Annotated in this window: 14 protein-coding genes and 1 tRNA gene; 10 read left to right on the plus strand and 5 right to left on the minus strand. The window is 51.0% G+C overall.

Translation table 11 applies throughout. From position 1 onward, the window contains the following. Positions 1-120: 120 nt before the first annotated feature. The 5 genes from HW115_RS16860 (at position 121) to HW115_RS16880 (ending at position 7,901) form a co-directional block, all read left to right on the plus strand. Complete coding sequence (locus tag HW115_RS16860; RefSeq protein ID WP_178934129.1) at positions 121-3,090, plus strand: discoidin domain-containing protein; 2,970 nt, start codon at positions 121-123, stop codon at positions 3,088-3,090. 33 nt (positions 3,091-3,123) lie between these two features. Continuing rightward, a complete protein-coding gene (locus tag HW115_RS16865) occupies positions 3,124-3,978 on the plus strand; it encodes an AraC family transcriptional regulator (RefSeq protein ID WP_227021611.1) in 855 nt (284 codons plus the stop codon). Positions 3,979-4,248: 270 nt separating this feature from the next. Next, positions 4,249-4,908, plus strand: coding sequence for a PEP-CTERM sorting domain-containing protein (locus tag HW115_RS16870; RefSeq protein ID WP_178934131.1), 660 nt, complete (start codon positions 4,249-4,251; stop codon positions 4,906-4,908). Between the two features lie 88 nt (positions 4,909-4,996). Further along, the gene (locus HW115_RS16875) at positions 4,997-5,824 is read left to right on the plus strand and encodes a glutamine amidotransferase (protein WP_178934132.1); all 828 of its coding nucleotides are present in this window, start codon (positions 4,997-4,999) and stop codon (positions 5,822-5,824) included. 562 nt (positions 5,825-6,386) lie between these two features. After that, positions 6,387-7,901 (plus strand): sulfatase family protein, encoded by a 1,515-nt coding sequence (locus tag HW115_RS16880; protein ID WP_178934133.1) that lies wholly within the window; start codon positions 6,387-6,389, stop codon positions 7,899-7,901. 231 nt (positions 7,902-8,132) lie between these two features. Here HW115_RS16880 and HW115_RS16885 read toward each other — a convergent pair whose 3' ends face one another. The 5 genes from HW115_RS16885 to HW115_RS16905 form a co-directional block, all read right to left on the minus strand. After that, positions 8,133-8,900 carry a PEP-CTERM sorting domain-containing protein gene (locus HW115_RS16885; RefSeq protein WP_178934134.1) on the minus strand — a complete coding sequence of 256 codons (768 nt, stop codon included), beginning with the start codon at positions 8,898-8,900 and terminating at the stop codon, positions 8,133-8,135. Between the two features lie 190 nt (positions 8,901-9,090). Continuing rightward, positions 9,091-10,212, minus strand: a complete 1,122-nt coding sequence (locus tag HW115_RS16890; protein WP_178934135.1) for a substrate-binding domain-containing protein — start codon at positions 10,210-10,212, stop codon at positions 9,091-9,093. Continuing rightward, positions 10,209-13,880 (minus strand): glycoside hydrolase domain-containing protein, encoded by a 3,672-nt coding sequence (locus HW115_RS16895; RefSeq protein ID WP_178934136.1) that lies wholly within the window; start codon positions 13,878-13,880, stop codon positions 10,209-10,211. Before HW115_RS16895 ends, HW115_RS16890 begins: the two co-directional genes overlap by 4 nt. Before the next feature lie 151 nt (positions 13,881-14,031). Further along, positions 14,032-16,077 (minus strand): DUF5107 domain-containing protein, encoded by a 2,046-nt coding sequence (locus tag HW115_RS16900; protein ID WP_178934137.1) that lies wholly within the window; start codon positions 16,075-16,077, stop codon positions 14,032-14,034. Between the two features lie 338 nt (positions 16,078-16,415). Continuing rightward, positions 16,416-16,492 (minus strand) — tRNA-Pro (locus tag HW115_RS16905). A 158-nt stretch (positions 16,493-16,650) separates the two neighbouring features. Here HW115_RS16905 and argC point away from each other — a divergent pair. The 5 genes from argC to mgrA all read left to right on the plus strand — a co-directional run bounded on the left by argC (position 16,651) and on the right by mgrA (position 21,584). After that, complete coding sequence (argC, locus tag HW115_RS16910) at positions 16,651-17,688, plus strand: N-acetyl-gamma-glutamyl-phosphate reductase (protein ID WP_178934138.1); 1,038 nt, start codon at positions 16,651-16,653, stop codon at positions 17,686-17,688. Between the two features lie 24 nt (positions 17,689-17,712). Then, positions 17,713-18,972, plus strand: a complete 1,260-nt coding sequence (gene argJ, locus HW115_RS16915; RefSeq protein WP_178934139.1) for a bifunctional glutamate N-acetyltransferase/amino-acid acetyltransferase ArgJ — start codon at positions 17,713-17,715, stop codon at positions 18,970-18,972. A 74-nt stretch (positions 18,973-19,046) separates the two neighbouring features. After that, positions 19,047-19,781 carry a UMP kinase gene (gene pyrH, locus HW115_RS16920; RefSeq protein ID WP_178934140.1) on the plus strand — a complete coding sequence of 245 codons (735 nt, stop codon included), beginning with the start codon at positions 19,047-19,049 and terminating at the stop codon, positions 19,779-19,781. Positions 19,782-19,831: 50 nt separating this feature from the next. Continuing rightward, positions 19,832-20,398, plus strand: a complete 567-nt coding sequence (gene frr, locus HW115_RS16925) for a ribosome recycling factor (RefSeq protein ID WP_178934141.1) — start codon at positions 19,832-19,834, stop codon at positions 20,396-20,398. A gap of 187 nt (positions 20,399-20,585) precedes the next feature. Then, positions 20,586-21,584 (plus strand): L-glyceraldehyde 3-phosphate reductase, encoded by a 999-nt coding sequence (gene mgrA / locus HW115_RS16930; RefSeq protein WP_178934142.1) that lies wholly within the window; start codon positions 20,586-20,588, stop codon positions 21,582-21,584. Positions 21,585-21,982 lie beyond the last annotated feature (398 nt).

Raw genomic sequence — 21,982 nt, forward strand, 5'->3', positions numbered from 1 at the left:
CTTCAGCTTATTTTTGATACAACATTCACCCAATTTGCTACATTTTAGAGATGCCCATGGTATATATCACACCTTAACATAAAATCTATGGTTCATGCCTTCCCTTCTATTGCAAAGCAAATGCGTATCCCACAAACACTTCTGGTCTCCGCTTTCACAGTATCCACACTTAGCGTAGCACTTGCCGATGGAGTCATGGTGTCGCCGGAGATCGATAACCCGAGCAAACCATGGTGCTACTTCGGCAAGCCCACAAGCGTGATCGGGGTCCCCTTCATGCCAGACGCCATTCAGGTAACGTATGATGGATCGATCTATACCAAATCAGCTGAATATTCCATTGTTTATGGCGATCAGTCCAAGCCGGTGATGCAACGCGAAAAGAGCTTTCTCAATGGGTGGATACCTATTATCCGCTACTCCTGGAAGGAAGACTCTCTGACATACGAAGCGGAGGCCTTCACCGCGATACCGAGCAACGAAACCCAACGCCATAACACCACCCAATGGATGCAAATCAAAGTCACCAACACGGGCAGTGCCAAACAACCATCCCGCATCGGGGTCGGAATTCGATCCAAGGCAGACAAATACCGCTTGGGTCCCGCAGTGCCAGTATCCAATGCCACATTCAAAATCGAAAATAATACGATTTACCGCAATGGCAAGGTGCTCGCTGTCCATGCCAGCGGTTGCCAGTTTGATGCGGTGGATGGAACCCCTTACTCCGCTCCATTCCAAGGCATTACGCACCACATGACGCCAGCGACACTTAGTTGCATTGCATGGAAACAAAAAGTCCTACAACCCGGTCAAAGTGAAACACACACCCTGAGCTTTCCCAGAGTTCCCGTAGCTGAAACTGCAAGCACTGTCATCTCTGAAAAAGAGTACAACGCAGCTCGTTCACAAGCCATCACATGGTGGGAAACAACGGTCGGAACCAACAGCCGTATCACCCTGCCTGAAAAAAGGCTCGAACACGCCCACCGAGCCGGAGTTGTGCACTCGATGCTTGGAACACGAGAACGCAAAGGTAAAAAGTTTCAATCCGATGGTATCCCTTACCCAAACCTCTTTCTCATCGCAGCTACTGAATATCAAGATGTCTATGATTCATTCGGGCTCACTGACATCTACCGACCCAACTTCAAGGAATACGCCCGACTTCAGCTTGAGAATGGGCTTTTTCTGGACACCAACCTCTCCCACGGAAAAATTCTCCTTTCCTCACACGGCCAGGTTCTCAGTGCCATCAGCCGCCATATCCTTGTAACCCGCGACAAAGAGTTTGGTGAAAAAATATTCCCCATGATCGAAAAAGCGATGGATATGATCATCACTTCGACCCAAAAAGAACCCAATGGTCTTCTTCCGCCATCCACTCCCTACGATGCCGAAATGATCAAAGGCTACTATACCAGCCACAATCTGCTAGGTCTACTCGGTGTCCGATCAGCGATACGCGTCGCAACCATGTTAGAAAAAGAGGCGAAAGCCAATGAATGGCGTTCTTTCCATACAAGTTATGAAAAAAATGTCACCAAAGCAATCCAAGCCTCCGCTTGGAAGGACGGCTACATCCCCACAGGTCTCTACAGCTTCATCACAGGGCCTGAATCCCGCAAAGGCTTCGCGGAATACCGAACAGATCAAGACTGGGATAACAATCTTTTGGCTTGGCCGACCGAGGTCCTCGACGCTGACGACCCGCGCGTTGTCGCCACATGCGACAATATCCGCAAGCTGCGATATCGTGAAGGGATCCAAACTTACCGCAACGGCCAGCACCTCCATCAATACATCACGACCAACCAAGTCTGCCAATATCTCGTCGCTAACGAGCAGAAAAAAGCGCTCGAAGACATCTATCACATTCTCCTCCACTCGGGAAGCAATGGAGCATCATTTGAAAATCTCATCCAGCCTTGGGGCAACCGCACACCCTCGGGTGGATGCCCGCCACCTCACGCATGGGGAACCATTCGAACCTCGCAGATCATCCGCTCCCTTCTCTACATGCCTATTGGTGGCCGGGCCGGAATTGATCCTGAGGACAGAGATCTCCTGCTTTTTTCAGCCACATCACCATCATGGAACCATCCTGGCAACAGAGTGGCCATCGCCAACGGTATCACCGAGTTCGGGAACATCAACGCCAGCATGACATTGAACGGAACAGGGGCAGATTATACGTTCGACAACCACTTTCACGCCAATGCCACACCTAGATCCCTCCGCATCCCGATACCCTGGTTTGTCCAACTTCTCTCACACCAGTCAGATGCTGAAAAAATTCGAATCCATGACGGCGTCATCTATCTCAGTCCGGACGCTACGGAACTCAGCCTCACATGGAAGGAAAAGCCCAAGGTTCACGACACCACCTTCCAGGACCTTCTTACACGTTACCGTATGGAAATTCCATACATCTGGAAAACAACACGCAACAACGCACCTCAGAACCCTGAAGGGTTTCTGACGGAAGAGGAACGCCAAACCAAACCCCAGCCATTATCATTCGCCACCGTAAAGAGTGCTTATCAACACGAATACCAACGCCGCTACCAACAATATTTGAAAGGAGGGGGAAAACCATGGCCTATCGAAGCACCCTCCACAAAACCGACGCCCAAAGCTCTCCCCCAAAAAAACAACTCCGAGCTTCCTCTATTCAGCCTGACCACAGGAAAAAAGGTCACAGCATCATCAAACACGTTAAAAAACCACCCGCCCTCGAATGCTGTCGATGGCAAAGCTACGCGCTCGAGCTACTGGGCAGCTGACGGCGGGCCGAGGAACGATCCCGCATGGGTTCAGATTGACCTGGGCAAAACAGAAGCCGTAACCCGTGTCCATATCCGTCCCTATTACGGTAACAGCCGGATTTATAAATACTACGTCGAGCACTCCCCGGATGGTAAGCATTGGGACAAATTCATTGACCATACAAAAAAGGCTGCACCAACGACCCTCGAGGGAAATGATTACCGTTTTCAACCGACGGACATGCGCTACATCCGAGTGACGGTCACCCATTGCTCCATCAATACAGGAAGGGCTCTACTTGAAATTTCAGCCTACAAGTAATAGTGTTCTCCCGCATGCCACATGCATCACACGATGAATGACCTCAACTCCCACCTTTCGACTCAGCCGATTGTCAACACCATCAGAATATCGGCGGTTCATTTTGTGGGGAAAATCACACGGAAACAGCAACGAAGCTTTCGCTCCAGCTCCCTTCCCGGCTTCGTTGTTCATTTGACCGTTGATGGGACGGTCCAACAAAACTGCAACGGTATCAGTCAGAACCTTTCTCCGGGAAACATCGTCTGGTACAACGAGCATGACCTGATCCGAGGAGAGATCACCTCATCCCCTTGGACATTCTACACCGTGAACTTTGAAAGTCCGGATCTTCCGCTCATACACGCCAATCAACGCATGGCCGAAGCTCCGAAAGAAATCTTGCCCCTCTTTGTCCAACTCTTGGAGGAATGGAATCATCGATCCGACTCAGGGTTGTCCGGGCGACTGAACATTGCCAGCCTGCTGCACCAAATCATTGCCCTCACCTACCCGTCAGCCAATTCCGTCTCTACCAGCACTTCAAACAACACACCTTCCGGGTGGTGGAAAATTGAAGCGGACTACTCACACGCCCTACACCGGCCTCCCCCAAAACTCACTGAATTGGCCAGGAAGTATGGTATCAGCGTCAAAAGGATCAACCAGCTCAGTCACGACGCCACAGGGCTGCCCCCCATGCAGAGACTCAAGATGGTCAGACTCAGCTACGTTCGGGGCCAGCTCTTCACATCGAACCTCACCGTGTCTGAAATTGCCTTTCAGTCAGGATACTCCCGCGTCCAGGATCTCACACGCGACTATAAAGCATATTTCGGTGCGCCCCCATCAGAGACGCGCAAGCAAACACAGGAAAAGATCAGCAAGGAACTGCCTGACTCTCCCTAACACTTCGCTGCAGAAGATCCTGCAAGCCCTGCACGCCATTCTTCGATTTTCTACGTGCGAAATCGAACGCTCTCTCTGCATTCGTTGGCTCTGACATTTGAACGAGCATCCAGTCCATCGTCTTGATTTGCTACATTTCGGTCTGCATTTCAGAACAGAATGGCATCCGGCTTCGGTCATGGGTGGGTCTATTCTTTAACTAGCTGCTTCTGACAGGTTTACGAGAAGCGGAAACCGCGAACTAAAGAATCATATCACCCATCATAAAACATGAAAAATAAACTAAAAACTCTGGCCGCCCTCGCCTCGCTCACTTTATCAACAAATGCGGCTGTTGTCGGCATTGATGTCATCGATGATGGCAACGGCATAGCAACCACTACCGGCGTGCTCGATACAACCAGCAGAACATGGTCAACCGTGGGGACCGCCTCACTGGATGGTATCGATGATCTCACCATCACCGTGAGTGGAGCCACCGATAGTGGCACAGGAAACCGAAACCCGGCGCTCACCCTATTCAAGGACTACCAATACACCGTCGGAGGAACGATCAATGTCACAATTTCCGGCTTGAATGACCTCAAAAACTACAATTTGGCAGTCTTCATGGGCCAGTGGTATGTCTCATCAGGGTCAACCAGTTTCCTGAGAGGAGGAGAAGCCACCGTAACCACCGCCAACACCACGCATCCATCTGCCGAATCCACTACCGGGGACTCGTTCGACACCTACCTAGAGGGCGTTAATTATGTCCAATTTGACAACCTGACCACAGATGGGTCTGGCAACATCAACTTCACAGTAAGCAATGGCCCCGAGGGAATCGGGATATTCAATGGCTTTGAAATCCAGAGCGTGCCCGAACCATCTTCTAGCGCGATGTTAGGCCTTGGCGGACTTGCCCTGATCCTTTATCGCCGCAAGTAAGGCTCATACTCATTCAACATCTAACTTATGGGCGGTCCGAGAACATATCTTTGGCAGCCTTCTCTTTATACCTTCTCTCTATAACTCTATGTCATCTAAAAAAACCAAAGTTTACTATATCGGGGACTGGGCCGTCATGGTCGGACCTCACTTTGCTGAAACCTCATTCAACTGTGCCATGAAGGGGTTGGAAATCTTCAACTATGGCAAATGGCTCAAAGCGGCGCTCGAATCTTCGGATGAACACGAGGTCAAAAGCGTGCCAACTTGGGACTTTTACCGCATGGGGCCAGGAGAATGGGAATCGGTTCTCGAAGAATACGATGTGATCATTTTCTCCGACGTAGAACTCAAAAATTTCCAACTGACCCCAAGTTTCTTTGACCGCAGCAAGTTTGGCAACGAACCTCTGACTTTTCCTGACCGCGTACGCCTCACCGTAGAGGCCCTACAAGCAGGAACCCACATGTTATTTCTGGGCGGCTGGCTCAGCTTCAACGGTGAAATGGGCAAGGGGGGCTGGGGAAGATCCAGACTCGCTGAAATTCTTCCTGTCGAGTGCCTGCAGACTGAAGATCTTGTCGAAAGCACCGAAGGGTTCAAAGGGCGTATCACAGCCACAGGTCACAGAATGTTCGAAGGGATCGACATCTCCAACACTCCCCCCATTCTAGGCTATAACCGGGTTCTGCCCAAACCAAACTGCGAAGTCCTCGCCTACTGGGGAGAGACCGAAGACCCCATGCTCGCCACTTGCCAGTATGGGAAAGGTCGAAGTCTTGCCTACACCTCTGACCCCGCCCCGCATTGGGGTTGCAACTTTGTTTACTGGGATGACTACAACCGATTCTGGCTGAACGCCCTTCATTGGCTGCTGCACGGCGATACCATGGCTGATCAAGCTAGCCCACGTTAGCAAACATTGGGCTGCGGGTGGCCAGGTTTCCAATCGGCTCATTGGCTTAGCTGGTGATAAAACAAAACAAACAGCAGACGAGTCAGGACATGGATAATCTCGTCTGTACGCTTAGTGTAACTACAATACAAGTCGTTACAGAATGAATTTGTTGTCATGCTGATTTTTCGCCCAGCTCGTTGACCATGCCATGCTGTAAAACAGAGAACAGACGATGGCGCGTTATTTCAACCCTCTAATTCAACAACAACCAAACGCAAAACGTATGAAGACGCAATTAAGAACCAAGGCCGCAAGAGCTGGATGGTAAGTGCGGGGCTTTGCTTTGTGCTTCCGTATAAGGCAAAATGAATGATGGATGAAAAATCAAGATGAATGGGACAGTATTTGCTTAGCAAGAGCATTGAGGCGGAAACCGAACAAAATGCACGCGCTGTCATTGATTTTTAAAAACTCCTCGTTCCTACGGTAACCGCCCGTAAAAAAACGTGGAAACATGACCCAATAAATAAGAATTACTCAATAAATATCCAATAGAATGTTAAATCGAAAAATAATATTAATGAGTAAGTTTGCAGCAGTAGCCGCAACGGTTAGTAGTGTGATACCTGCTGTGCAGGCGCAAGGAGGGGCCTTACCCAATGTGGTGGTTATCTATGCTGATGACCTTGGTTACGGGGATGTGAGTTGTTACAACGCAGAATCAAAAGTAAAAACTCCGAATATTGACCGCATAGCGGCGGAGGGGATGATGTTTACCGACGGACACTCCCCGGATACTATTTGCAGTCCAAGCCGCTACGGAATTCTCAGTGGACGAGCCTCCTGGAGGACACATAGAAAAAAGGGAAACCCCGCTCCTGGGGAGCAGCCTTGGATTGAAAAGACGCGCCTTACCCTTGCTTCCATGCTTAAAGAAAAAGGCTACGATACGGCAGCCATTGGTAAATGGGGGGTCGGATCCGACTGGGAGTCTGCTGCCAAACCGGGGCGGAAAGGACTCGATCTGAGCGAGAAATCCATCGACTACACCAAGCCGATCCACAGCGGTCGGTGCATTGGCTTTACCTACGACTGGGTACACCTCTGGTTTGGGCATAGCTATTACAGTACAAAAAAATACCCCTGGGATCACGGCGGCTACAGGGATGGGGGACGCTGGTTCTTCGAGAACGGCATGACCGAAGGTGGCAAAGTTGATTTCGAGTCATTTGATATGCGCAAGGCGCAAATGGAGGTGATCGAGCGTAGTGTTCGATACATCGATGCCAAAGGTGGGCGTGTTGATTACCCGCAGTTTAACCAGCGGAAAGGCAAGCCGTTTTTCCTCTATTATGCTGCTCATATTCCGCATGGACCGATTGTCCCCGCCAAGCAGTTTCAAGGCTCTACCCAGTGCGGAGATTACGGTGACTTTGTCAATCAATTTGACTGGGCTGTCGGCCAGATCACCGATGCATTGAAGCGCAACGGCATGCTGGAAAATACCATTCTTGTCATCACCTCGGATAACGGCCCGGAACACTGGTCTTATAGTTTTATCGACAAGTTCAAGCATAACAGCATGGGTGAACTGCGCGGAGCCAAGCGCAACCTCTGGGAGGGCGGGCACCGTGTGCCCTTCATTGTGTCGTGGCCGCAAAAAATGCAAAAAAGAGGCATCTCGCAACGCTTGGTGAGTCAACTTGACCTCGTGGCTACCATCGCTGATGTGGTTGATTATAAAATCGGCCCAGGCAACGCCGAGGATAGCTTCAGTTTTGCCAGCGAGTTCGGTCAGGACGTGAAAGAAAGCACTCCGAAACGCGATCTGATTATCCATCACGATTCAAATAATCGCTACGCGCTCCGCAAAGGCGACTGGGTGTTTATCGACCATAAGTCGGGCGGCCCGGAGCCGGAGTGGCTGCGTAAGCGCAAAGGGAGAGAAAAACACAATTTCCCTGGCGAACTCTTTAATCTCAAGGAAGATCCATACGAATCAAACAACCTCTACGGTAAGCATCCTGAAAAAGTCAAAGAGATGAAAAGGTTACTCGATCAATTGAAAAAATCAGACAAGACCGTAACAAGATAATCTAGCTGACAAGCCCTATAGGCAGCCCTGTAAGATCAATAAGTTGGTGAGCGCTGCTATGAATTTTTTCATATAAAAAAAGCTTGTCGTATTACCGGTAATGAACACCTCGATGGTTGCGTGTTTGTCACGTTCACCATTGATTGAGGGCCATCAAGCCTTGAAAAAAACTCCCCCTATGCTCGCCTTCCGAGCGCAGGGAGAGCTTGTCTTTGAATAATCCTCTATTACTTACTTCTTACGACGCAAGATGAGTGCCAATCCACTCAGGCCAAGAAGGGCAGCGGAGGATGGTTCTGGAACTACATTGACGTCTTCCATAGTGGTTCCCATGATGAAATTATCGATTTGCATATCTCCCGTATGGATGGCAAAACGGAGGTTATCCGTACCCTTGATATTCATACTTCCTGTCTGGGTTGGTGCACCTGAAACGTCAACAGCAGATCCAGCAGTTCCAGTCCACAAGGAAACGGAGTTATCGGTGAGGTCAAACTTGACAGCAATACTGTTAGTTCCCGTGACACCCGTATCTGCGCCTCCAATACCAAACATGTCCCGACCTGAAATCGCGCCGATGATGCCTTTTTCAGATCCTCCATCGAAGAAGGAGACGCCTGCATACCCGAAGCTGCCCGACAGAGTGATTTGTCCGTCAAAGGTCATCCAAACTTCATTTCCGTTAGCGACGTCTATCGTTTGAGATAAGCCACGATAAACCTGTTCAGGGGCTCCACTTCCGTCGATTTGACCGGATGTTACATTCAATCCATCTGCCCCTGTATAGTCCGTGCTCCAGCCAGTACCCGCTCCAGCTTGACCGACGATGTTGCCGTCGGTATAGGTATTGAAGTCATCAGATGCGATAACTGTCGCATTCGCGCTTGTTGTGGCTAGTGCAATTACGCCGATGACGGCAGCACCATATTTTGCTGTATTCTTCTTATCTTTCATAATCGTTTTTGCTATTGTTCTAACATTCGCTGTTTGCAGCTGCATAATGATGCAACAACTCACCACTGCGATGATTTGAAACCATACCCTCCCGCCATGGCAGGTAAATTTTTTTAGCTTTCGATTATAGATAAATCGATTTCAATTTTGGCCACTCCCAATAATTTGAGAAATCTTATCATTACGTCAAGCCACCTTACATACCTTTTGGAAAAGGTGCTGCAGCCCTCAGGGTTTAACGCTCGATTCTCCGAGTCTTGATGTGAGCGCGATGGCGGAACTCGCCTGGGCTGAGGCCCGTTTCCTGAAGAAAGACGGTGCTAAAGTAAGCGGCTGACCCAAACCCGAGTTCGATGGCCAGAGCATGGATTTTATCATCCGTTTCCGCCAGAATCTGCCGGGCGCGATTGATTCTGAGGATCAATAAATATCGGCTGAGCGACTCGCCAGAGAACTGTTTAAAAATCGAGTTGAGTTGATGGCGGCTCAAACCGACATGCTCACAGATACTGGAAATCTCAATTTTTTCACCCAAACGATCACGCATATAAGCCAAGGCTTTGTTGAGCTCCGGATGTTCACTGACAAGCAGCGAAGTGGATGATCGTTCAATGACCCGTTCGGGTTCGATCATGATGGGCTTAGACGGCACAGGCTCTCCTTTCATGAGACGATCCAAGAGTGCCGCGGCGGCGTATCCTTGATATTCTAATTGGCTTGCCACTACGGTTTGGGCGACAGGAGACAGCTCATTGTATATGCGATCAGAATCAACCCCGATAATGGCCACCTCCTGGGGAACCTGGATGCCAGCCTCGACCAAACGGTGCATCAACCAGTCACCCACCAGATCATTTTGAGCCATCAGAGCGAGGGGTGTCGGCAACTGGCGAATTTGCTGGATGCAGTCTTGAAAGTGAACTTGATGAAACTGCCGACCAGCCTGTTCTACAACAAGTCGGAGCCCCTCTGATCGCTCTCTTTCGTTGCTTGCATTCGCTATCTCTGGGTCATAATGAAAATAGCCAATATCCTGAAACCCTTGGGAAACCAAATAATGGCCAGCCATGCGGCCAATCGCCAGATTGTCAATACAGACATGAGGGTACCCGGTTAATCGAGATCCGTTGAAGAGCTCCACCACAGGTCGTTTTTCGCTGCTGACCATTTCAATGATGTCATCACGATCTGCACTCATTGTGATGATTCCATCGCCATCCCAATCCTCTGGAATTTTACCAAAATGCACCATGCTGGCATCGAGGATCCAACCGGCCTCGCGAGCATACAACGCCAAACCCAAATGGTGCTCTCTTACATAATAACCTGGTAGATAGAGGATGTTTTTGTTTTTCATTTACCGTAAATTACAAGCCGCTGAATGATCGAAGCTCCGACTGGGCCGGAGTCGGTATGATCACTCGTATCGACAACACCGCGTGTCTTTCCTAGCACGACTTGATTGGGCTCTCCCGGAAAGTCAACACGTGGATAAGCCCCCAGCTGTTGCCAGAAACCATCACCGTCCGTAGCCTCGGCAACAACTTCATCCTTTTCAAGCCGAATTCTCAAATTCATCGGGCCTGAACTCATCCGGCCTAAACCAACACGCTGGACACCGCCTGTTGATTCAAGACCAAATGCCCCTGAAGGTGTGCGCAAGTTAATGCGTAAGGCTTGACCACCCGGCCATGACAATGTCAGACCGGGACCCCACGTTTCACCACGATCGCCCTTATTCTCAATGAGGCACTCAACGGCTGTTGTTCCTTTGGGAAGTTGACCTTTCACACAAGCGCTGACATGGGCCGGGGCACGGAAAACGAGCCCTCCTGTTTTGCTTACCGTAACGGAAGTCTTGGCTTGTTTTGATGTTATCGTTGTCCACTCCTTACCGAGGGGAGCAGTGAATTTTTTCTTGAGTAAGATGCTGCGTTTCATCTTAACTCCACCCGCCAGATCGTCCTCGGTCGGGCCGGATTCATCAACCAGTATCAATAATCCACGTTTAGGGGACACCTTGATTGAATCACCCACCTTCCATTGTTTGGCTTGTTGAAAACCTACTGAAGCAGGAGCAAAGAACTTGGCTTTAGCTGGGTCGAGCCCCAGAGCTTTCCAGTCGATCACGAGCCTGACATCCACAGGTGAGGCGGCCCAGCTTGCCAGGGCAATCATGGCACTTCCCTCTTTTTGATACACTGTGGCTAACACTTGATCATTGTCGGTTTTTACCGGGCAATCACTCTTCCAGTAGCCTATCATTTTCGAATCGGTGATACCGAAGCGGTCCCATATTTTCCAGACGGGCCGCGGGTCACATTTCACACGGTTGGTGGTCCACCCAAGCCGGTTGGTCATGCCGTAGAGCGTACCACGCCAAAGATTGCCACCAGCATGAAGCATCTCCCCCATCAATCCGAAGGGGATTCCCGAGACTTGAATCAAATATTGATCAGGGGTCATGGCATCATAATGAAAACTTTCCCCAAACCATGGACGGTCGATATATGGCAGAAACTCCATATAATGGTTCACGCAACCTTTCGAAAACCCGGTATTGGAATGTAAGTCGATCAGGCAGCCGGGCTTCGCCTCGGCCATCACTGCGCGCACGCGCTGAAGAATCGTGCGATCATAACTAACATCGTCGAGGTAAATACCATCAGTATCCATGTTGCGCACTAACCAGCCATTGCCCTCGACATAGTAATTTTGCCAACGAGAGCGAGGATTGCCACTGGTGACAAATGCAGCATCCGGCGGTGAATCGCCGAAACGCTGAAACCATGCCGGACGGTAGCCGTCAATCATATGTTCTTGGCACCAAGAATATCCACCACCGCCACCAGGAGCGATAACTTCGTCTCCCAGACTACGCAATGCCCACAGCTCGGGCACCATACTGGTCAACTCACGCACCGTGTTATAAACCTTCACCTTGACCTGCTTGGAGTGCATTTTTTTTGTGAACGCGCTGAGTTCTTTGGTTCGAATAAACGGGTAGTTGATATAAGGGTTGAAAATGGATGCGTGGTGCAGGTTCACCACATTGACACCGAGTGCAAGATTGGCCTCTGAGGGTTCAGGGTCATTACCGCGACCATCCTTAAGCCAGTTGTCACCGGTATGATAGTATCGGGTTTTAAAATGAGTAGGGGGATCGAGCGGTTTGAGAGGCGTTATCAGCAATGAAAATTCAAACGTCATCGGGACACCTGCCTTCAGTTTTCGAGACCCGCTAAAGACCGTGGCCGTGACGGATCTCCCTTGTTCTATGATTTTGAGCCCCCCCTTGCCACGGTTTCCCCAAGTTGTCGGAGGCTTAGGATGATAGAGACTGAGCATGGGCCCCGTGTAAGATCCGCCCAATAATTTACAGTGCAACCCCGCTTCCGTAGAACCCAGCCAGAAGCTGTTGTAAGGACCTTTCCAGTTCCAAGAAAAATCTTTGGGTCGCACACCCCCGTCATGCCCCGCACCAACAATATACTGTGCAGCCTCGGGCTGCATCGGCAACTCCAGGCGAACATCCTTGAGATCCATATCATGGCTCGGTGTGTAAGTCATACTGTAGCGAACATGGCCGTCATATTCCATTTCTCCGTTGCAGCTAAGAACGCCGAAGGTGCCCTTGGAATCAGTTTTCCACGCGACACGTGCCTGTGTCTGTTGAGTCCATTCCGACTTACCAGAAGTGAAGGATAAAGGGCCGGCAGTCGACTCAATGGTAAAACGGATCGGACTTTGAAGCACGGGCACGTCACCACTACGAATGGAGGCCGGTAGCCCACCTTTACCCAATTTGAGAACACGTCCTACACAGGAAACAGCAGAACCCTCTACTTCAAGCGCTTGGTAGGGCGCAGGAATCGTATCGCTGCTTCCAGCTGTCGAATTAAGCCATCGTAGTCGAGAATGCCGCCACGGTTCATTATCACCTCGCTCAGCAATCACCTCAGGTAATACCTTGATCCTAACCTCAATCTTTTGCGGTTCCATATGATCCGCCCTGACATCGATTGTCCCGGCATAAACTCCGACAGCTTGATCCTTGGCAATATCAACACCAAACCAAAGAGCTTGGATCTGGCCGACCGGAACATGAACAACCTTAGTGAAGGGCTCGCCCATGCTATCGATTCCTCCCAAATTAAAACAGGTCAGTGCCGATGCCTGGATGACAGCCCCCGATTCGTTACGCAAATCGGAAAACTGCACAGAAACATTGTCCGCTTTCTTTGAAGATGCAAACAACCCTAACTGGAAAGTGAAATACTCATGTCGCTGAGCCTCACCAGCCAATGAGGTTTCTGGCCCCCTCATGACCCAACGTAAGGGAAGGTCTCTCCGCATTCTGATCGTGTGAACCCGGTCTTCAGGGAAAATCAACAACGGCTGGGAGTATTGTGCCTGAAGCCCCTTTGTTTCATCCTTGGAAGCAATCACCTCCATTGGAAAAAAACTATCGGACGCAGTACGAGCTTGAAATTCGATCACCTCAGCGGTCGGCAATCGGCTCCATGCCCCCTTCGGCAGATCCTTGTCCCCAAGCTTGTTTTTTTTAAGCCACTCCGTGTCTGCTCCACAACGGTATGGCAAGTAAGCGGATTTATCGTTCGGGTTGCGATAATTCCTCATCGGAAGGTAGTAGACAAAATAGTCCCCCGCGGACGCCTCAAAAACAATATCACATGCCATACGGTTCACGCTGGTCCGAACCACATTGTTGACCTTTTTTCCGCTAGCCACATGAATCACGATAATTTGACGCTTTTCCATCCCCTTCATCTGCAATCTCCATGGTAAATGCGCGTGAACCGCAGGGGCTGACGCCTTAACACGAATTTTCGCGCGATGGGCTCCGAGCTCTAACGGCCACATTGTGGACGCGACGCTGTAGGCGACTTCTGGCTCAGAGAGCTGAGGTTTTAAAGCTCCCTTTGCTAGAGCTATCACAGGGAATGTGATCAACCCCACGGCTATGGCGACGCATACGATATTACCCTTTGCAAACAGAGTCATAATCAATGGCGGTGTTTTACAATACTGGAACATAAATAATGTTTTTTAATGATACTATAATCAATTCAATTGGAGGTTTCCCTTGCAAAATAATCCTTAATTTTATCTCTGGTTTTCCCTTTGATTTGAGGAATAAACCAAGCGTCTGTGTTTAAGATACTAGGGAATTTGATGTTTCTTCGATACGAAAATCGAGATGCACTGGCGGCACACGTTTTTTTCGAGCTATTTGTATAGCCTCTTCATACGGAACCCCCTTCTCAACTTCTATCTTTTTACCTTGAATCCCAAACCACAGATCGGTGAGGTCTCTGGCACCTTCGCGAATCGAAGCAAAACTTCGTTCCAAAGCGGTTTCAACGAAAGAATAATTTCCTAGAGCAAAAGCAACCTTGGCCGCCATGAGATGCATGCTGTCCTTGAGTTGAAAATCCTCAGACAGTGTCTGGTAAAACGCCCACGCCTTTTGCTGCTCTCCTGCGTTATATAGCTCCGTTAAATATTCAAAAGCAAACGAGACATCAGGATTACCATTGGCCACGGCACAATCCCAGGCACTTTGGTATAAATGGAGTCCCTGATCCTTCTCACCACGGCGGATGGCTGCGACAGCTAAATTACGCCATCCCCAAGAAGAAGGACCAATACTTACTGACTCCTCCCATGCTGCCACCGCTCCGTCCTCATCCCCATGTTCGAACTTCATCACCCCGAGATGCAACAAGGCGAAGCTGTTCGGGATGCCCCATTGGAATAAGGATTTCTCCAACATTTCAGTCCACTCAGCCTGAATCATCCACTCACCGGGTTCATGTTGAGGCACCGGATCAGGAAAGGTTCCTTTTTCCAATAAATCCAGCCACTTCTGCTGCTCCTCACCCATGGTGCTCTCAGGAAATAAAAATGCCGATGGAAAGCCGGTCTCACCCGCTGCCTGAAGTCGTTTTGCCTCAAGCGCCCCCCAACCAGAAGCATGATGCAGCATTTCAATAGGGGCGGCATCCGCAAGATCAGCACATTCCGCTTCTCTCAGCGATTGATCACTCACGCTTTGTTTAAGGGAAGTATCCACGGCTTGCCATGCCTCCAGCCAATCCGAATGGTGTACTTTGCCGGAATCCGCTTCAAGATATCCAAATGCTTGTGTCCATTGCCACTGAGAATGACCCGGCATCTGAACCGTGTGCTGCTGAGTAGGGGCAAGACCAGCCTGAATCTCAATATACGGTTTCCCTGAATCCGAGAGGAAATTTTGCCAATGCGTCCCTCCCTGATGAGTCCCCCAAGAAAATAATTTCCTGACATTAAGCGGATGGGTGGAACACTCGACAAAGCCGCTCCCCTCCCCATCCAAGGCTGCTTGCCATGGCAAGGCCACGTCTTGGCATTGATAAAAGAACTCACAGGTTAGATTAATATTAGCCGGATAAGTCCCATCCTGACCGTGAATCGGAGGCATCCCAGGCAATGCAGTCTGCCCGTAAGAAAGTCCACCATTGCGGTAATCCACAAAAATCGACTGCTGGGCCGGAGCTAAAACACGCATACCCTCGCTTTCCACAATCGCAACATTGGTCCACCAGTACATCGGAACATCATCATCGTTTGGATTAACCACACGGGTGAATGCATGAAGAAATTTAGCCCCGGAGGGCAAATGAAAATCAATTTGCCACAGCAAGCCCTTACAGCGATCAAAATCGTATATCCGTAAACCTTGCGATCCATCCAGCCCATTAATAGCCGCAGCAAAAACTGGCGAACATGTATGGAAAGCATGACCAAACTGCCCGATGTTCCACTCAATCCCACCAGCAAACCAAGCATCTCGCAGAGCTAAATTTGCAGGCTGGAAAATAGAGTTTTTAAACAACAACTCGCGCTGTGTAGGCTTGTGAAAAAATGAAATGAGGCGCCCCCCGAGCTCTGGCAAAAAGGTGGCCTTCAAGTTCTCATTTTCCAGCACAATGGATTGAAAATCTCGAACCTCACGCTCACGAGAATAACGATCCTGCATGCGGTATGGCAAAACACGACGACCACAATTTTTACCTATATCCAAAGCCATCTCATCTGGAAGAGAACCAAGAGCGGTAACCGGCATATCGACCTCTTGATCACGAAAGACAGCTTGTGGGTTTTCACCTCCTAGACAAGCAGCCAACCAAGGGTAGGTTTCCGAATATAAGGAACTCATATGAATAAAGAATTAATCGACTCATCTTTGATGTAGCACGAAAAATCGGCTTCAATTTTCCAAGTAATCCTTTCGTTTTTTAGCAATCACCAGACAATCCATAGCATCGCATGTTGCAAAACAGTCTTCGGTCGCTGTGGCGGCACCCCATATCTTAGCATAAAAAAATGGGCGGGACTACAGGATTGCCTTCGGCTGTGCAAGTGAGCAGAAATGATAAACATTTCTGATACAAGAAAACGTGATACTCGAGGCTTCGCCATGCGCTCGAACTTCGTTCTCATCCTGTAGGCCCGTACAAAAAAAGGAACCGCCTCATCGACGATTCCTTTTTTAAATGGTCGGGACTACAGGATTCGAACCTGCGACCTCTTCACCCCCAGCGAAGCGCGCTACCAAACTGCGCCAAGTCCCGATATTTTCACCTGCGAACAGGCGGGCGCAATTAAGCCCAACACCCCGAAATTGGCAAGCATAGATTTTACGTCTTTCTTGCCATCCCTCCACCTCCTGTTGAAGTCGGCGGTGAAATTGATTGGCAAAGCCATGATTTCATGCCATTTCCTCCTTCCCATGAAACGTGTCAAGATAGCTATCATCGGAGCCAGCGGCTACACAGGACTGGAACTTCTACGCCTCCTGCTCACCCACCCACACGCCGAACTCGTCTGTGTTACGTCACGTCAGAACGCGGGTCGTAGCATCGCCGAGCTGTTCCCACGTTTCTCCGGAGCCACGGCAGCCGAACTCACCTTCATCACCCCGGACGCCGAGTCCGTGGCCGCCACCGGAGCCGAAGTCGCCTTCCTCGCCCTGCCCCACGGCGTCGCTGCCGGGTATGCCTCCAGCTTGCTGGAAAAAGGCCTGCGCGTGATTGACCTCAGCGCCGACTTCCGACTCGAAGACCCCGAAGTCTACAAAGAATTTTACGATGCCGATCACCCGGCGCCCGAACTGCTCAAGGAAGCTGTCTATGCACTTCCCGAGGTGCACCGCGAAGCCATCCAACAGGCCCGGCTGATTGCCTCTCCCGGATGTTATCCGACCAGCGTCAGCCTGCCACTGATCCCACTACTCAAAGAAAAGCTCATCGATCCGGCAACGATCGTCACCTGCTCCATGTCGGGCGTCAGTGGAGCCGGCCGCAAAGCCGACCTGTCACTGATTTTCTGTGAATGCAACGAAAGCCTGCGGGCTTACGGTATCCCCAAGCACCGCCACCTCTCCGAGATCGAGCAAGAACTCAGCAAAGCCGCCGAAGAGAAAGTCTATCTCTCGTTTACGCCCCATCTGGTCCCCGTACACAACGGAATCCACACCACAAGCAGCGCCCGACTCATCGGAGAGCCCGAAGCCGTGCAAGCAGCCCTCGAACAGGCCTACGGTGAAGAATACTTCGTTCGACTACTCGGAAAAGGCGGCTGCCCGGACACCAAAAATGTCACCCGAACCAATTTCATCGACATCGGCTGGAACTACGACCCGCGAACTTGCCGGGTGCTCTTACTCAGCGCTGAAGACAATCTGGGCAAAGGAGCCGGCAGCCAGGCGGTGCAAAGCTTCAACCTCATCTGTGGATTTTCTGAAACTGCCGGGTTGCAAAATTTCTAAAGCCAGCCAAGCTGGAGGTTCGCTATGCCTATCAGAGCTGCCATCAAAAAAATCAAAGGGGGTGTCTGCGCCCCCAAAGGGTTCCATGCCTGCGGGATCAGCGCCGGCATCAAAAACCCCGATGATCCGCGACTCGACCTTGCTCTGATCTACTCCACCCACCCGTGCAATGCCGCCGGGACCTTTACGACCAACCGCATCAAAGCAGCCCCGGTCAAGGTCACCCAGGCCTACATGAAGGCCGACTCCATCCAAGCCATCGTGGCCAACAGCGGCAATGCCAATGCCTGCACCGGAGTCCAGGGGATCAGCGACACCCGCAAAACAGCCAAAGCCATCGCCAAAGGCTTGGGACTTCGCCAGAGGCAAGTGGCCGTTTGCTCCACCGGAGTGATTGGCCTGCCCATGCCCATGGGACGAATCGAACCCAAACTCCCCGACTTGATCGCGGGCTTGGGAGAAAAAAACGGAGAGGATGTCGCACGCGCCATCATGACCAGCGACACCTGTAAAAAGGAAATCGCAATCTCCCTGGATATCGGTGGCCACCGGGTGAAAATCGGGGCCTGCGCCAAGGGGGCTGGTATGATCTGCCCGAACATGGCAACCATGCTCTGTTTCATCACCACGGACGCCAACATCAGCAAGTCCTGCCTGCAGAAAGGCGTGCTCGAAGGCGTCGAAACCTCCTTCAACCGGATCACCATCGATGGCGACATGAGCACCAACGATACGGTCCTGGTTCTCGCCAACGGCCAAAGCGGCATGCCTCCGATCAAGCGCAACAGCAAGGAATGCAAGATGATGCGCGCCGCCATTCAATACATTATGCTGCGCATGGCGAAGGCTCTGGTCCGAGATGGCGAGCGGGTCACCAAGTTTGTCACCGTCGAGGTCAAAGGCGCCCGCACCTACAACGACGCCCAGAAAGTGGCCGAGGCAGTTGCCAACTCCGCCCTCGTCAAAAGCTCCTGGAACGGAAACGACCCGAACTGGGGACGGATCATCCATGCCGTCGGCTACTCACGTGCCATGGTTCGTGAAGAACTCATCGACATCCACATCAACGGCAAGTCCGCCTGCCTGGGAGGGATGCAGTCGAAAACATCGATGAAAACCCTGCGCAATATCGTTGCCAAAGATAGCTTCACCATCACCATCAATCTGAATCTTGGTAAAGCCGAATACGAAGTTTACTCAAGCGACCTCTCTCCGGAGTATATCGATTTTAATCGCTCTGAGTATGCCTACTGGAAGCAGGCGAGGAAAGACGGCTTGGCATAATGCCTCCGAAACACAATCCCGCCCACCTATTCCCTTGACTTCTGCGGCCGGACAATCAATCGTTAGCTCCAGTCATGAGTAGTCCCCAAGATGCCCGCTCCTTCAAACGCGTGATATTAAAACTCAGTGGGGAGGCACTGAGAGAACCCGGCAGCAAAGACAACATTTCTCCGGAAATCGTCGAGCGAGTCGCCAAAGAAATCAAACTCGCTCTCGATACCGGAGTGGAAATTGGCGTCGTCTGTGGTGGCGGCAACTTCTGGCGTGGTGCCAGCGCCAGCGCCCGCGGTATGGACCGGGCAACCGCCGACTACGTGGGTATGCTCGCCACCGTGATGAATGCCCTGGCCTTGCAAAGTGCCCTCGAGGCCGAAGGCGTAAAATGCGTGGTGCAGTCGGCGATCGAAATGAAGAATGTCGCAGAACCGTTCATTCGCCGCAAAGCCAACCGTCACCTCTCGAACAACTTTGTGGTGATTTTTGCCGCGGGAACCGGCAGCCCGTTTTTCTCGACCGATACCACGGCTGCCCTGCGCGCTAGCGAAATGGGAGCAGACGCCATCATGAAGGCCACCATGGTCGATGGGGTGTATGACTCCGATCCGAAGAAAAACCCTGAGGCCGTCCGCTACGAAACCGTTACCTTCCACAACTGCCTGGCGGAAAATCTCAAGGTCATGGACTCCACCGCATTCACCCTCTGCATGGACAACGACATCCCCATCATCGTCTTCGATATCGGAGGATGTGGCAACATCACCAGCGCACTTTCCGGTGACGACATCGGCACCATCATCCACAAAGGCTAGCAGCCACCATCATTCTCTATTTACTATTTAACACTCACTATTCAAATACCATGGATCCAACAACCGCGCTCAAAGAAACCGAAGAAAACATGCAGAAGGCCGTCGAATACCTCGGCCAGGAATTTGCAGGCGTCCGCACCGGCAAGGCCAACCCCGGTCTGGTCGAAAATATCGATGTGCACGTAGCCAGCTATGGCAGCACCATGAAAATCAAAGGCCTCGCTGTGGTCACCGTGCCCGAGCCACGGATGATCATGATCCAGCCATTTGATCCATCAACAGCCAAAGACATCGAAAAAGCCATTCTCGAAAGCAAAACCGGCCTCAACCCAGCCAACGAAGGCAAGCACCTGCGCGTGCCCGTGCCCGAACTTTCCGAAGAACGCCGCAAAGACATGGTCAAAATGGTCAAAGGCCAAGCTGAAGATGCCCGTGTCCGTATCCGTGGCGTGCGCAAGGAAGGAATGGATTCCGCGAAAAAAATGAAGTCCGCCAACGAGCTCACCGAAGACGGACAACGCGACTTCGAAAATGATGTTCAGGAACTAACCAATAAGTATATCAAACAAATCGATGAGCAACTCGCCGTCAAGGAACAGGAACTGATGACCGTCTAATCAAGCACCTTCCTCTGCACCATTCATTAAGCGCAGGCAGGCATGTCTGCGCTTTTTTATTCCTCCCCCAAGTTCATCCGATCACTCTCGGAGGATTGAGCCAATCCTCCCTACCGTTTGCCATCCGTCAGCACACCCTCAGCACCCAAGCTTCGCTCCTCCCTCAAGCAATTTACGACACCTCATTATGGAAACATCCTACACTCCCGACCCTCTTCGCTACGACGGGCGCATGCCCTACCGCCGCTGCGGTCAGTCCGGTCTCAAGCTGCCAGCCTTGTCCCTTGGATTCTGGCACAACTTCGGCGACGTGGATGACCAGAGCGAGGCCCGCGCCATCATGCACCGGGCGTTTGACCTCGGCATCACTCACTTCGATTTCGCCAACAACTACGGTCCACCTCCCGGATCCGCCGAACGCAACTGCGGCCAAATTCTCACCCGGGACTTCACCAAATACCGTGATGAATTAATCATCTCCAGCAAAGCCGGCTACCTCATGTGGGACGGCCCCTATGGAGAATGGGGTTCACGCAAAAACCTGCTCGCATCTCTGGATCAATCGCTCGACCGCCTTCAGCTCGATTACGTCGATATCTTCTATTCCCATCGACCCGACCCTGAAACTCCGTTAGAAGAAACCATGGGAGCACTTGCCACCGCCATCCAACAAGGCAAGGCACTCTACGTCGGCATTTCCAACTACCCTGCCGAGATGGCAGCTAAGGCAATTGACATCCTAGCTGAGATGGGGGTGCGCTGCCTGATCCACCAACCACGCTACAATCTGTTCGACCGCTGGATCGAAGGAGGACTCACAGATGTGCTCACCGAAAAGGGCGTGGGCTGCATCCCCTTCTCCCCGCTCGCTCAGGGCATGCTCACCAGTCGCTATTTGGATGGCATCCCGAAGGATTCCCGAGCTGCCAAAGAACATGGATTTTTACAACAGGACATGGTAGAAGAAAAAATCGATGCCATCCAAGCGCTCAACCGCATTGCTCAACAACGCGGCCAATCGCTCGCTCACATGGCCCTTGCATGGATCCTGAATCACCCCGCGGTTACCTCCGCTCTGATCGGAGCCTCCAGTGTCAAACAACTGGAAGAAAACGTCCGCTGCCTTGAACAACTTAATTTCAGCGATGAAGAACTCAAGGCGATCGACGCCGCTTGCATCCTCTAATACCACTCCGCAAAACAGACGAGACGATTGATCGTTGTTGAGGTATGTGGAAAAGCACTGCGTGATCCATGAGAGTTCCGGATGTTTTACTACTTGATATAAAAAGCACCAGAGCTCTACCAGAGAAACGGGCTAGCGAAATCGGAAATCCGACACGTCCCCATCTCATAAAGTTCAAGACCAAGCATTTCAAACGGCAGCAGCATAAAAGTCTGCTCACCAGAGGCCAGTCGCCAAGCTTAGTCTTATACCAAGGCTCACATTACACGACAAAAATTCAGGTAGCTTGAATAAGCTCGTCGCTTTTTAGCCACCTGAAGAATTCATCTATCAGAGCTTCATGCTTTTGTGGTGCAGTTACCATCGTGGTCAAGCGCCCCAAACCGTAATTGTAGTGG

The organism is Oceaniferula marina, assembly GCF_013391475.1.
In the GTDB taxonomy this organism is placed as follows: Bacteria; Verrucomicrobiota; Verrucomicrobiia; order Verrucomicrobiales; family Akkermansiaceae; genus Oceaniferula; species Oceaniferula marina.